13 protein-coding genes are annotated in these 13,627 nt (G+C 57.3%); 8 read left to right on the top strand and 5 right to left on the bottom strand.

Features of this window, described 5'->3' with window-relative positions; all coding sequences use genetic code 11:
- The first annotated feature begins 113 nt into the window (after positions 1 to 113).
- From JWS10_RS03615 to JWS10_RS03580, 8 genes are all read left to right on the top strand, one after another.
- On the top strand, positions 114 to 836 hold the full coding sequence (locus tag JWS10_RS03615) for a nucleotidyltransferase family protein (RefSeq protein WP_299504867.1): 723 nt from the start codon (positions 114 to 116) through the stop codon (positions 834 to 836).
- A gap of 83 nt (positions 837 to 919) precedes the next feature.
- The gene (locus JWS10_RS03610; protein WP_299504865.1) at positions 920 to 2,062 is read left to right on the top strand and encodes a DegT/DnrJ/EryC1/StrS aminotransferase family protein; all 1,143 of its coding nucleotides are present in this window, start codon (positions 920 to 922) and stop codon (positions 2,060 to 2,062) included.
- Positions 2,063 to 2,109: 47 nt separating this feature from the next.
- Positions 2,110 to 2,769, top strand: a complete 660-nt coding sequence (locus tag JWS10_RS03605) for a sugar transferase (RefSeq protein WP_299504862.1) — start codon at positions 2,110 to 2,112, stop codon at positions 2,767 to 2,769.
- A gap of 7 nt (positions 2,770 to 2,776) precedes the next feature.
- Positions 2,777 to 3,811, top strand: a complete 1,035-nt coding sequence (locus JWS10_RS03600) for an SDR family NAD(P)-dependent oxidoreductase (protein ID WP_299504859.1) — start codon at positions 2,777 to 2,779, stop codon at positions 3,809 to 3,811.
- A complete protein-coding gene (locus JWS10_RS03595; RefSeq protein WP_299504857.1) occupies positions 3,801 to 5,114 on the top strand; it encodes a polysaccharide biosynthesis/export family protein in 1,314 nt (437 codons plus the stop codon). The genes JWS10_RS03600 and JWS10_RS03595 overlap by 11 nt, the downstream gene beginning before the upstream one ends.
- Positions 5,044 to 6,255 carry an NTP transferase domain-containing protein gene (locus tag JWS10_RS03590; RefSeq protein WP_366943511.1) on the top strand — a complete coding sequence of 404 codons (1,212 nt, stop codon included), beginning with the start codon at positions 5,044 to 5,046 and terminating at the stop codon, positions 6,253 to 6,255. The genes JWS10_RS03595 and JWS10_RS03590 overlap by 71 nt, the downstream gene beginning before the upstream one ends.
- A gap of 593 nt (positions 6,256 to 6,848) precedes the next feature.
- A complete protein-coding gene (locus JWS10_RS03585) occupies positions 6,849 to 7,124 on the top strand; it encodes a hypothetical protein (protein ID WP_299504851.1) in 276 nt (91 codons plus the stop codon).
- A 150-nt stretch (positions 7,125 to 7,274) separates the two neighbouring features.
- The gene (locus tag JWS10_RS03580) at positions 7,275 to 8,660 is read left to right on the top strand and encodes an FAD-linked oxidase C-terminal domain-containing protein (RefSeq protein WP_299504848.1); all 1,386 of its coding nucleotides are present in this window, start codon (positions 7,275 to 7,277) and stop codon (positions 8,658 to 8,660) included.
- 124 nt (positions 8,661 to 8,784) lie between these two features.
- Here the strand turns inward: JWS10_RS03580 and JWS10_RS03575 are convergent, their stop codons facing one another.
- The 5 genes from JWS10_RS03575 to JWS10_RS03555 all read right to left on the bottom strand — a co-directional run bounded on the left by JWS10_RS03575 (position 8,785) and on the right by JWS10_RS03555 (position 13,445).
- Positions 8,785 to 9,387 carry a DsbA family protein gene (locus tag JWS10_RS03575; RefSeq protein ID WP_299504846.1) on the bottom strand — a complete coding sequence of 201 codons (603 nt, stop codon included), beginning with the start codon at positions 9,385 to 9,387 and terminating at the stop codon, positions 8,785 to 8,787.
- Complete coding sequence (locus JWS10_RS03570; protein ID WP_299504929.1) at positions 9,384 to 9,935, bottom strand: TetR/AcrR family transcriptional regulator; 552 nt, start codon at positions 9,933 to 9,935, stop codon at positions 9,384 to 9,386. The genes JWS10_RS03575 and JWS10_RS03570 overlap by 4 nt, the downstream gene beginning before the upstream one ends.
- Positions 9,936 to 9,994: 59 nt before the next feature.
- Positions 9,995 to 10,999 (bottom strand): ketopantoate reductase family protein, encoded by a 1,005-nt coding sequence (locus tag JWS10_RS03565; RefSeq protein WP_299504843.1) that lies wholly within the window; start codon positions 10,997 to 10,999, stop codon positions 9,995 to 9,997.
- 40 nt (positions 11,000 to 11,039) lie between these two features.
- Positions 11,040 to 12,254 (bottom strand): acyl-CoA dehydrogenase family protein, encoded by a 1,215-nt coding sequence (locus JWS10_RS03560; RefSeq protein ID WP_299504840.1) that lies wholly within the window; start codon positions 12,252 to 12,254, stop codon positions 11,040 to 11,042.
- Positions 12,255 to 12,335: 81 nt separating this feature from the next.
- The gene (locus JWS10_RS03555) at positions 12,336 to 13,445 is read right to left on the bottom strand and encodes an LLM class flavin-dependent oxidoreductase (protein ID WP_299504837.1); all 1,110 of its coding nucleotides are present in this window, start codon (positions 13,443 to 13,445) and stop codon (positions 12,336 to 12,338) included.
- Positions 13,446 to 13,627: the final 182 nt, after the last annotated feature.

The following is a 13,627-nucleotide window of genomic DNA, read 5'->3' as shown; positions in this document are numbered from 1 at the left end:
GAGGCCATTCCCGTTACCATATGTCACGGATTCGTTACAAAACTATGCAGTTGCGCGGCAAGCGTTCAAGCTAATGAACTGAAATGAATTGAATCGCTCAGGGGGTGTAAAACATGAAAGCTGTTATTCAGTGCGGTGGAAAGGGAACTCGGCTGCGTCCCTATACCATGGTTCTACCCAAACCATTGATGCCGATTCAGTCAAAACCCGTCCTAGAAATGCTGATAAAATGGCTGCGCCGCAATGATATATGTGAAATATATATCACGACGGGTTATCTCGGCCATCTAATAAAAAGCTTCTGCGGTGATGGCCAGCAGTGGGATATGAAGATCACTTACACGGATGAGAAAGAACCGCTCGGGACGATCGGCCCTATTTCTATGTTAAAGTCTGAGCTTACCTCAACGTTTATGGTGATCAACGGCGACGTTTTAACCGATCTAAGCATTGGAGCCTTCGCAGCTTGTCACAAAAGCAGCGGTGCCATTGTAACTGTCGCAACCGCGCAACGCGATACGGTCATGAATTTTGGCGTGATCGAGTCCTCGGACGGTCGCGTAACCAGCTTTAAGGAAAAGCCCTCATTCACCAACCAAATGAGCATGGGCATTTATTGCATGGAGCCTGAAGTCTTTAAGTTCATTCCAAATAGGATTCCATTTGGTTTTGACGACTTGGCTTTTTGTCTGCTCAATCGGGGTGAACGTCTCCAGACTTATTCACATGCTGGGCTATGGCTCGATATCGGGCGGGTCGAGGACTTTCAGCTCGCCCAGACACTGAATTGGGATGAAGAAGCTCCAGCGTATGAACGCATGGAATTCGTGGCTTAGTCAGGGCGGCCGCAAAGCCATGTATCAGCGCCCCATCATTGTAACAGAACTTTGAAGTTCTAACAGTTATCGAGAGGTATTCCATGTTGCTCGTTGCTGAGCCGTTTCTCGGTCGTGAAGAGTGTGCCGCAGTGATCGCAGTCCTAGAATCTGGCTGGATCACGCTAGGCGAGCGGGTGCGTACTTTTGAGCGCGCATTCGCCGAGCTTCATGGCGTAGCGGATGCCGTTGCCGTAGATTCGTGCACTGCTGGCCTGCATCTAGTTTTAAAAGCGCTTGGGGTTGGTCCGGGCGACGAGGTTCTAGCGCCTTCGCTCACGTTTGTGGCAACTGTCAACGCTATCCTTTATGTGGGCGCTGATCCGGTACTCGTCGATATTGAAGCGCTTCAGCATCCGCTGATGTCTATCAAGCAGGCAGAGGCCAAGATCACGCCTCGCACACGCGCCATTATGCTTATGCATTATGCAGGACACATGGCCGAAATGAGGGCATGGCGCGACTTTGCTGCGCGCCACGGTCTGTTGCTGATCGAGGATGCCGCCCATGCGGTCGGCGTCGCTGGCGTGGGCAAATACGGCGACGGAAGTGCATTCAGCTTTTACGGCAACAAGAATATGACAACGGCAGAGGGCGGTATGGTGATAATGCACCGTCCTGAAATGCTTGAGCGCGTACGTCAACTGCGTGGTCATGGCATGACGCGCAGCGTTATGCAGCGCCTCGTCGCGCGCACACCGCATTACGATGTCGATATGCTCGGATATAATTATCGGATGGACGAGATCCGTGGGGCGATTGGCCTCGTGCAACTCTCCCGCCTTGAAGCGATGAATAGCCAGCGCGCAGCGCTTGTCGGGCAGTATCGCGCGCTGCTCAACCGGTTGGAAAACCACTACGACGGTTTTGTCGTGCCGCGTCCGCAAAGCGGGCTTTCAGCGCATCACATAATGCCCGTCCTGTTGCCCGTGGATGTTAACCGTGATCGGGTCGCCGCCGAAATGGACCAAGCTGGCGTTCAGACAACGATCCACTACCCGCCGGTTCACACTCTGTCGTATTACCGCCAGCGCTTTCCGGGTCAGCACCTACCGCTGACCGAGGAATTTCATCGGCGCGAGCTGACATTACCGCTTCATCCAAAGATGGATGAGTCCGATGTCGAACTGGTCGTGAATACCCTCGAAACCGCTCTGGAAAGCGCATTTGCACCCAATTATGGATGATCAAAATGTCACGATTTTCTCTATACAAAGGTCAGTCGGTCGGGCGTGTGATTGATGTGATCCTCGCGTCGGTGGGCTTGGTCGTTCTGAGCCCGTTGCTATTGCTGATTATGATTTCGATCGTAATCGAAACAGGTTTTCCAATATTTTTCGCGCAAACCCGCATCGCACAGGGCGGGCGCACTTTCAAAATGTATAAATTTCGCAAGTTTCACCCCACCTCGGCAGATGGCTGCCCACTGACGATGAAACATGACAGCCGCATGACCCGGATTGGCGCCTTTCTCGCACACACCAAGCTGGATGAGTTACCGCAGCTCTTTAACATTATACGCGGAGATATGGCCATCGTCGGGCCAAGGCCCGAAAGCATGGCTTTTGCCGAGGTCTTCACGGCACGTGAACTACCGTTGTTGAAATACCGCCCTGGTATCTTTGGCCCGAGCCAGGTCGCATTTCGCAATGAATGCTGCCTTTATCCTGCCGATAAGGACCCGGTGGAGTTTTACCGCGAGACGCTGTTCCCGGCGAAAGCAGCGCTTGATCTGGCTTATTACTCTCGGCGTACGGTCTGGACCGATTTGTTGTGGATAGGACGCGGCGTCCTTGCAGTACTTGGCAAGGTGCCGGAGTTGGATCTGATACCCGCCGCATCGGAGCCATCCGAAGGCGCTCGGAAAATGGATATCGTCATAGCCGGGGAATGAAACCATAATGACAAGCTTTCAGCACCTCAACGCATGCAACTATTCGGGGCGCAATGTTCTGGTAACCGGAGCAGACGGCTTCATCGGATCGCACCTGATCGAGCGGTTGGTCGAGGCTGAAGCGAATGTTACAGCGCTCAGCCTTTACAACTCTTTTGACTCTTTGGGATGGATCGACCGATTACCGCAGGCGACGCGCGCCCAAATGAACGTAATTCGCGGCGATGTGCGCGACGCAGCGTTGGTGCGGAGGCTGATCTCTCGGCAAGATACGGTGTTTCACCTTGCCGCACTAATTGCGATCCCCCATTCGTATGCTGCTGCGCAGTCATACGTGGACACCAACATTTTGGGCACTTTAAATGTGCTCGAGGCGGCCCGAGAGTATGATATACGCCGCGTCGTTCACACTTCGACCAGTGAGGTGTACGGCACAGCAATCTCGGTGCCGATCACTGAGGCGCATCCGCTTCAGGGGCAGTCGCCATATTCTGCCACCAAAATTGGGGCCGATATGCTTGCCGAGGCGTTTGCGCGCACACATGATCTTCCGGTAGTCATTCTAAGGCCGTTCAACACTTTCGGGCCACGTCAGAGTGAGCGCGCAGTGATCCCTACGATCTTGCGTCAGGCGCTAGATCCGGAGGTGACCTCAATCCGTGTCGGAGATCTAACACCGATCCGCGACTTTACCTACGTGCAGGACACCGCAGCGGCGTTTCTCGCGGCGGGCAGCGCCTCCTCTATATCGTTCGGAGTGCCGTATAACGCGGGCTCGGGTGCCGCGGTAAGCGTGAAGGATGTCGTCAATCTCGTATTGAAACTGACCTCTTGCACAAAACCAGTGGTGCAAGAGGTCAGCCGCCTGCGTCCGCCAAAGTCCGAAGTAAAAGAATTGCTTGCCGATTCCACACGCTTCAATCGGGCCACCGGCTGGAAACCTCAGGTTGAGTTCAGCGAAGGAATGAAGCGCACGGTGGCTTGGTGGAAAAGTCAATTCCAGGAAGGTCGCGTACGCCAAGAGGTTAAGTATGCTACATAATAACGTCCGCAATTGTTCAACCCTGCTCCGGGCATCACGGCTATTTACGGCGTTTGCGATGTGCATCACTGTGTGCAGTGTCGCTGCGATCGCGCAGGAATATCGCCTTCAGGCGGGCGATGTGATCGAATTCTCAGTGACCGGTATGCCCGAAATGGGCAGGCGTGCAGCAGTCCAGATCGACGGAGCTTTGAACTTTCCAGCGGTCGGAGTCATCAAGGCAGCGGGCCAACCACTCTCGGAAATCCGCGACCGGATCGCAGCCGCGCTTTCCAGCCGCGTGCGCACGACGTTTATGCCCGACGGAAGTCAAGTAACGCGGGTCGTGGAGTACGACGAAGTGTCCGCTTCGGTGGTCGAGTATCGCCCGATCTTCGTAAGCGGCGACGTCACCCAGCCGGGCGAGCGTACGTTCCGGCCGGGAATGACAGTACGGCAAGTGATCGCCGCATCCGGCGGGGTGCTCTCAGCAACTCCCATCGCACCCGGATACAACTTGTCGGCACTGCGCTCTGACTACACGATGGCTTGGAATGCCGCCGTTGCAGCCAGCGCTCGTGTTTGGCGTTTGAAAAAAGAAGTCGGTGAAGATCTGGAGTTTGATCGCAGCGCGTGGCCAACTGCGCCGGAAGGAAATAGCGAAATTGAAAGTATTTTGCGCGTGGAAGCAGATATTTACGAGACGGTGACCAAAAATCTTCAGAACGAAAGTGGGTTCTTCAGTGCGCAGTTGAAGCAGATCGAAACGCAGGCCGATGTGATGCGCAAAGAGCTTGAGGTCGAAAAGGCTGTTGAGCAGACCGACGCGGACGCTTTGACTGAAGCTAAAAACTCGTTGAAAGAGGGCCTTCTGACGGCGGCGCGGCTTCAAGACTTTCGAAGTGCCGCATTGTTTTCGTCTACACGCCGTCTGCAAACCCAAGTCAGCCTTATGAGTCTTGAACGCCAGCGCAACGACATCTCGCGTGAGAGCGAGCGGGCGGCAGAGCGGCGCCGCCTTGATCTTCTCGACCAGCTTCAAAAAGCCGGACTTGAGGCAGTGCAGCAGCGCGCCCGCCTCGTTAGTGCCGAAGAACGGTTGCGCGAAGTAGGGATCGCACCGGCGAGCCTCGGCGAAGGGGAAGATACCCTCCAGATCAAAATTTTTCACGCTGGCGCTGAAACATCCGAACCTGCGAGCTTTGACAGCAAGATTGAACCCGGCGACGTGATTGAAGTCAAAAGGAAAGCAAATGCTGCGCACGTGTCTTGGATGTCGCCTGACAACCAAGTTCAGCAACGCGCCACCATGGCCCGACAATAAACTGCGCCGATGCCAGACGGTCCCTGATACGATCGTCATCGTCCTCAGCTATCCAAGCCGATCAAGGGATTTCAAAGATCGCCTCCGCGCCGCTTTGAGCAATTCGAGGAAAGACCAGATGTTTCGGCAACCCCGCCCCCCGCTTGCCATCGTGATACTTGCCGGGGGCACAGGCGGACGAATGAATTCAAACTGCCCGAAGCCATTGCACAACCTCGCCGGTGCATCGCTTCTGCGCCACGCCCTGCGTACCGCCGAGGCACTCTCACCGCGGCGATGTGTTGTGGTGGTGAGCGCCGATGCCAAAGACGTTGCTGTGGCTGTGCGCAGGCTAAGCCCCGAAGTTATCATCGCCGTTCAGCCGCGCGCTTGTGGTACTGGCAATGCCGCGTTGTGTGGTCTTTCCGCATTAGGGGGATTTGAAGGGCGGATAGTAGTGCTGTACGCCGATACGCCGCTGACCCGCCCGGACACATTGCGCGAACTTATTGCGGCACCGGGGCGCGTCGCGGTTCTTGGTTTCGACACACCGCATCCGTTTCGCTATGGCCGCTTGATACGCAACGAAGCGGGCTTCCTCCAACGCATCGTCGAGTCTGGAGAGGCCAGTGCAGCTGAGGCTGCCGTCACCTTGTGCAATTCCGGCGTGATGGCGTTTGACGCTTCCGATGCAAGGCGTTGGCTTCCCGCGCTCTCGGATGACAATTCGCGACGAGAGTATTTTCTGACCGATGTCGTCAGCATCGCACGCTCGGAAGGCAAAGACTGCAGTGTGGTACTCTGCGAGCAAGATGAAGCGCGCGGAGTGAACTCGCGAGTCGAACTCGCAGAAGCCGAGGCTGCATTTCAGCGCCGTGCCAGAGTTGAGGCGATGCAGAGTGGCGTTTCTATGGCCGCGCCAGAGACCGTATTTTTTTCGTTCGACACGAAACTCGGACGCGACATAACAATCGGGCCGAATGTCGTATTCGCGCCAGGCGTCACCGTCGAAGACGATGTCGAGATTTCGGCATTTGCGTATCTTGCAGACTGCGTAGTGCGGCGGGGCAGTCTCGTCGAGCCGATCGGCCGAAGTTCGACAGCAATTCCGCCGTCGGCGCACGCTGCGGGTACTGGCGGGGAAGGTTGCTCCCACTTCTGATCCCGCGGAACGGTCTGATGATGATAGTCACGAAGCTGTGGCAGGATTTTCGCGGCTTTGACTTGGGATTTTGCTTTTAGTTGTCATTAGCGACCCGCACCCGGAGCGACGCCGCGAGTCGATCAAGTGGGCAGAGCACAAGCCTCCTGCGCATGCATCAGTGTCATTTGCGGATCCGGCCCAAAGCTGCCGCTAAAGCAGCACGACAGTGCTCTTCCTAGGGCGTTTCGCCAAGCCAGCGGGCGCGGTCTAAGCCGGAAATAAATGACGATTTCGCTTATTTTGCAATCGCTTCCGTGATCGCTTTCGAATGCATAAACATGATCTGCCGCACAGCTTCAGGATGTTGACCGCGCCCGATGTCGGGCAGCACGATATAGATACTCTCTTCGACCCTCGGTCACGGGTTTAATCTTCTAATTTTGCTTGCAGGTTTAGAGTTCACGTTGGCATGGCAAAAGCGCACATTAAAGGCGATGGCTCGGTCGTTTATTATAACAATCATACTGGTGGACTAACGCTTGGTGTATCCGGTTCTGACTCATCGCCATTTCTCCCGCGTTTCCAGCCCTCAGGCGTCAGGGGAACAAAACGTGTCTTATCTCACGCGCCAACCTGTTGAGGCGCTGGCTGGGATCGCGCTGTTTTCCCCACTGACCCACTTCAGTATGGCGGGGCTGCGTCTGAACGTGCTTCTGCAAAAGATTGCCACTTGGGGGGCGTCAGCCTTGCCCTTGCGCAATCAAGATGCCGCAGTTCTGCTCTGGCGCTTGCAGGCGTTGGACCACAGCGCCACGCGTTTCCTGACCGGTCTGCCAAACCTGCGCGCATGGGCAATCGCCTGTCAACCGAGATCGTCACTTGCTTAAGGTCGATGTAGTAGCCACCCCAGCCGGAAAATTGAGGTACTTTCACCGAACTTTGGGTGCGAACAAGCGTTGATATACTCAAAAAGCAATACCAGAATGTCACGCCGGACTATCGGCTGAACATCATACGCGTAAGGGAAGAAATGTCGGATGCCGATTGAAAACAGTACTGTTGCAGCCCTTTCCGCTCTGTTGGGCGAGAGGTTTTCGAACAAGCTGGCCGACCGCAACCATCACGCGGGCCATGAAACCCATCACGCGCCGCAACCCCCGGATGCGGTTGCTTGGCCGCTGACCACCGAGGAGGTGGCCGCAATCGTCCGCATCTGCACATCCGCCAAAGTCCCGCTGATCGCCCATGGCCTTGGCTCGTCGTTAGAGGCGCATGTGGCGGCGGTTCGGGGAGGCGTCAGCATAGATATGATGCGGATGAACCGACTGCTTCGCGTCAGCCCAGATGATCTGGACTGCACGGTAGAGGCTGGCATCACGCGCGAGGCTTTGAACACCGATCTGCGGGACACCGGGCTGTTCTTTCCGGTTGATCCTGGGGCCAATGCAACCTTGGGCGGCATGTGCGCCACCCGGGCTTCGGGCACCAGTGCTGTACGTTATGGCACCATGGCCGAAAATGTGCTGAACCTGACCGTGGTGACGCCGCAGGGCGAGATTATCCGTACGGCGCGGCGGGCACGCAAAACCTCGGCTGGTTACGATCTGACGCATCTTTACCTTGGCTCAGAGGGCACCTTGGGCATCATTACCGAGGTCACCCTGCGGCTTCACGGCCGCCCCGAAGCCGTGCTGGCTGCCGTCTGCACCTTTCCCGGCCCGGCAGAGGCCAGCCGCACCGCGATCGAAGCTATTCAATGTGGCTTGCAACCCGGGCGCATGGAATATCTCGACGCGGGCGCTATCGCTGCGGTCAACGCGTTTTCACACTTATCTGAAACTGTGGCGGATACATTGTTCGTCGAATTTGGCGGCAGTGCGGCAGAAGTGGAGGCACAGGTTGAGGTGTTTCGCAGCCTTGCCGAAGCCAACGGCTGTTCAGGCTTTCGATGGGCGCGCGCCGAGGAGGATCGCAGTCGCCTATGGAAGGCCCGCCACTCTGCCTACAACGCCACGCTTGCGATGCGCCCCGGATCGCGCGGTTGGCCCACGGATGTCTGCGTGCCGATCGGTGCGTTGGCCGAATGTATCATACATGCCAAAGGCTTGATGACGGACTGTCCGGTGCCTTATGCGATCATGGGGCATGTTGGAGACGGCAATTTTCATGTGGTTTTTGCCCTCGATCCGAACGCACCGGAAGATGAGGCCATCGTCAATCGGATCAATGCGGCGATGGTAGAAAAGGCGCTGTCGGTCGATGGCACCTGCACGGGCGAGCATGGCGTAGGTCTGGGCAAAATGAAATACCTACGCGCCGAGCATGGCCCGGCCCTAGCGGTGATGCGGCGGATCAAGGCGGCACTTGACCCAGCGGGGCTATTCAATCCCGGCAAAATCTTACCGGATGTGGATGATAACTGATCCGATTGCCGATCCAAAGCCTGTTGCCTTGATCAGATCATTGCGTCATCCCTAATCAGCCCCCGACCTTGATCCGGGGCGGCGTTAGGGGAAGGCGAAGTTTGAAGCTTCTACCTAGGACTGCTCAGGCGATCAACTTCTCGCCTTTCAGGTGGCTGTCAAGGAACGGCAAGCTATCCTGACCCCAGAACAACTCGCCGACCACGATGTAAGACGGCAAGCCAAAGACCCCTGCTTTACGCGCGATCTCAAGGCTTTCGGCCTTGCGCGCAGCGACTTCGGGGCCTTTGGCGAAGGCTTCAAGGCTAACACTGTCCAGACCCGCCTCGGTTGTAATCCGAGCGCGCACATCGGCAGCACCGATATCCTCGGCACGACCCCAGAACGCTTGATGGAAGGCACGGGCTAAGGCCAGCCAATCATCGCCGCGCAGCCATGCAGCCACCACCAGATCGCCTGCGGGAGCAATATCCGAAAGCGCCTCGCGGCCTGCGAATTCCAGCGTGACGCCGCGACGATTTGCCCAGCGTTTCAGGTCGGTGAACCAATAGGCGCGGCGTAGGGGCGGACGGTTGCGCGAATAGATACCGCCATTTTCTTCGATCACCGGGATCACATGTGGCACGATGTCAGCCAAATGCGCGGTGGCAAGCGCCGTGAAAGCATCCAGCCCCACATAAGCCCAGGGCGAGCCCAGCCCGAAAAAGTAGTCGATCTTCTGCGTCATATCCCGATTTTTCCCATTAGCTCATTCCGCGCCGCATGATCGAACAAAGCCAGCGCACATTCTTTGGCATCCCGCATCGGCACCACGTTGCCATAAACGGCGCGGCGGGCCAGTGCGCCATCGTATAGCAATGCTAGATGGCGGCCGATTTGATCAGCCTCGACCAATCCGGCGCGCAGGGCGATACTGTTTAGCTCATCGGCCACGGCGGTTTTGTGCATCCGCGCAAGGCCAACGATGCGCGCGCTTGCGCCATGTTCCGCTACAGCCAAGCCAAAGGCACAGCCGCGAAAGTTTGGGTTTCCCGCCTTCTGATAAAGACGCTCAAAAATCTCGGCTATCTGGTCGCGCGGCGCCGTGTGCAGCGCCAAAACTTCATCAAGCCCTGCCATCACCGCAATATGCCGTTCTCGCAGATAGGCCAAAACCAGATCTTCCTTCGATCGATAGTGCCGATACAGCGTGGCCTTGGCGATATCGGACTCCCGGATTATCCGGTCGATGCCGACGGCGCGGATGCCCTCGCTATAGAAAAGCCCGCCCGCCACATTCAAGATATGGCTTGCAATGCTCGATCTGTTGACTGTCGGCGCTCTTCTGCAAACCGTCAATGTGCCGCTGCCGCTCGGGCCTGTGCATCTGACTGCGCCAATGAGACAAGTCTGTCCAGTGCTATGCTGCCCGGGACGCCGCCACTCGCCGCCAGTTCCGCGGCAAGCCTTTGCGCGGCAAGATTCCACGGTGCATCCAGCCCATGCAACCGCGATTGCAGCACAATTTCGCCGTTCAGGAAATCAACCTCGCTGCGCGCCCCGCGTGTGAAGCTTTGCCAGGTGGATTGCCCGCTGGGTGCGGTCGGATCGCGGGTTACTTTCCAGCCCGCAAGACTTACCTTACGTTCGGCCTCGGCAGCAGGATCAAACCCCGCCGCCTTCAGCACCACTTCAGCCTCAGCGGCCAAGGCATTACCGACGAAAGCCACCTGGTCTGGCGTGCCCGCGAACAGCTCAACCACATTGCGCACGTTGTAGGTCAGTTTCTGCGCCTTCCAGCGCCGGATATCTGCATGTTCCTCCGCGAGAGCATTCGCCCGCGTCAAATCTGCGGTAAGCCGAGCCGAGATCGCATCGCGGCCTTGCGGAAAGCGACCAATGCTGACGCTGGCGAATTGCGGTTCGGCCAAGACGCTGACCTTGCCGACCTCGGTATAAATCGCAGGCACCCGCACCACCGCGGCGTAAAGTCGAGAGAAACGACGCGCAACGATCCGCTCGGCCTCAAGCCCGTTTTGCATCGTCACCACCGGTAAATCCGCCGCCACGCCGCCACCTTCGACCGGAAGTAGGGCGATCTGGGCACTCAACTCCTCCACATCCTGACCCTTTACCGCCAGCAGCAGAATGTCATCGGGTTTCAGGCGCAATGAATTGATATCACTCAGATTCAGTGCAATTTGCCAGGGGCCTTGTGCGCGCTTGTAAAGCAGACCGTGGCTGCGAAGATGTTCGAGCTGGCGACCCCGACCCACCAGAACGGTGTCGATGCCAGCTTCGGTAAACTGCGCGGCAAGGCTGGTGCCGACAGCACCCGCGCCAAAAATTACATATGTCATTGGCTGGCCTTTTCAGCAAAGTTTTGGCAAGTACTGGCGATCATTGGACGGCCTGCCTTAGCGGGAGGTTGGTCTCCAGAGTTTCGGCTTCGCGGGCGGCTTTAAACCGGGCAAAAGCGCTGCGGCCCAGCATGGTCAGCGAAGTATCCTCTTGCGGCGCATGAACCAGCACCGCCTGAATGTCGCGGAAGTGCCTTTCGAGCCCCAATCCGGCGGCCAAGCCGGGATTGCCAAGCGTGCGCACCGCCAGACCCACCGCCTCTTGCAGCTGCCGCCCTACGATCAGACGGACGCGCAATAGATGCAGCGTATCATCGCGATGCAGCGCGAATGCGTCGAACAGAAAAGTGCGAGCCGAGGATATCAGCAAATCAATCTCTCCGGCGACCGAGATGATGCGCTCAGTTTCGGCAATCGGGCGACCCAGATTAGCGGGGATGCGATCATGCGCGAACTTGGCAAAGGCAGCGGCAGCGGCCTCACCAACGCCAAGGTAAATCGAGGTCAGCCCCAGCGTTAGCAGCGCGTGACCCAAATTATCCTGCTGACCCTTACCAGCCTCAACCAGATCCAACACATGCGCAATCGGCACCGTCACGTTATCGTATACCACATCATGTGAAGACGTGGCCCGCATCCCCAGACTGTCCCAATTTTTTACAATTGTGATGCCCGGCGTCTCGGCTGGCACGATGAAGGTGCCGACGCGTGTGGGTGTCTCATCCGTTGTAGCCCAGACGAGGTGATGCGTGAGCCCTTCGGACCCTGTGACAAATCGCTTGGTGCCGCTGATCGCCCAGCCATTCGCCGTGCGCCGCGCGCGGGTTTGGGGCAAACCACCGCGCGAAGGCGAGCCGAGGTCAGGCTCCACCCGTGCCGCGTTCAACAGGATTGGCCGGGTGCGACCTTCCGAGACGATCTGCTGATACACATCGTTCGGCCAGTGGTTGCGCTCGGCTTGGGCGAGATGGTTGGCGAGGTTCATCGTGACGATCAGCGCCACCGAAGGATCGGCAGTGCCGACTTGGCTAATGATCTGCACCAACGTATCGAGATCGCCGCCCTGGCCGCCGTAGCGTTTGCTCACCGTCGCCTGCAACAATCCCGCATCGTGCAGCGCGCGAATACCTTCCGCCGGAAAGCTGCCGCTGCGGTCCGCGATCTTCCCCGCTGCCGCGATGCGGGCAAGCGTTTCTGCCGGGACGATCACGGCATTTTGTGTTTCGGTTTCGGCGGTCACGGGTTCGATTATCACGGGCAGGTCTCATTTGTCATCGGAGCGAATAGCCGGGATCGGACATACCCGACCCCGGCAGAATTTTGTCTGGCTCTGGGCCTATACCGCTTCGGCAAGCGGCGTTTTTGCCGCCTCACGCTCGGCGATGCCCTTGCGTACCAACGGCAGCACATAACGGCCCAAATCCACCGCATCGTTGTAGTTGTCGTAGCCACGCACCGAGATCAGCTCGACCCCCAGATCGACATAATCGAGCAACGAGGCCGCGATAGTTTCAGGCGACCCCACCAGCGCGGTTGACGCACCGCTGGCATTGGTCGCCGTGACGGTCGGATACCACAACGCGCGATCCTGAACGTCGCCGCGCTTGGCAATTTCCAACAGTCGTTGCGAGCCGACGTTCAGCGGCGGGTTGGCGTTGATAGGTTTGCGCCCCAGTCCATTTTCGCGGGCGGCATTCAGATGGTCGAGCGTGCGATAGGCTTTTTCCCATGCCAACTCATCAGTTTCTGCGGTGATCGGGCGAAACGTTACCCAAATGCGCGGACGATCTTTGCGTCCAGCAGCGGCAGCAGCGGCGTTGATCTTCTCAATCTGCTCGCGGGTTTCTTTCAGCGGCTCTCCCCAAAGCCCGAAGATATCGCCTAGCTCGCCGCCAACTCGGTAAGCCTCATCCGATGAGCCACCGACTGATACCGGAATGGTGCCACCTACAGGGCGCACTTTGCTGGAGAAGTTTTTGAACTGGTAATATTTGCCCTCATGGTCAAAGGCTTCCGATGATGCCCAAGCCCGGCGCAAGATACGAATATATTCCGCCGTCCGCTCATAGCGTTCTTCCTTGCTCAGGAAATCGCCCTCACGCGCTTGCTCTGCAGGATCACCACCCGCGATAAAATGGACAACAACGCGCCCGCCACCCAGCTGTGACAGCGTCGCCAGCGCCTTGGCAGCGACCGTTGGATAAATCGTATTCGGACGCAGAGCTATAATGATTCGAATGTTTTTCGTCACCGCCAAGATTGTCGCCCCGATGGTGAACGGGTCAAACGAAGAGGAGTGATAGGGGATCAGCGTGTAGTTGAAACCGTAATCGTCCAAAGTGCGGGCATAGCGCACCAGATAGGCGGGGTCGATTGCCGCATCTGGGATCGGGGCGATGTCGTTGGACGCATTGGGGAAGGTGATGCTGATAAATTCGGTTGGCATGGTGGCCTCTCTGGTCGCTATATATCTGCGATCAGATTAGCATTTTGGAGCAGTATAAAGAACGACCTGTCTCTCTATTCTGCACCCCGGATGGAGAAGGGCTGTCTCTATTTGACATGCGGACAGCAAGAACAATTCTAGCGCGCGGAAATGCGACGATACCGCGGCCAGAGGTGGCGTTT

The organism is Cypionkella sp. (assembly GCF_028290025.1).
In the GTDB taxonomy this organism is placed as follows: domain Bacteria; phylum Pseudomonadota; class Alphaproteobacteria; order Rhodobacterales; family Rhodobacteraceae; genus Cypionkella.
Note: the sequence above shows the minus strand (reverse complement) of the source record. Positions and strands in the feature narration are given on the sequence as shown.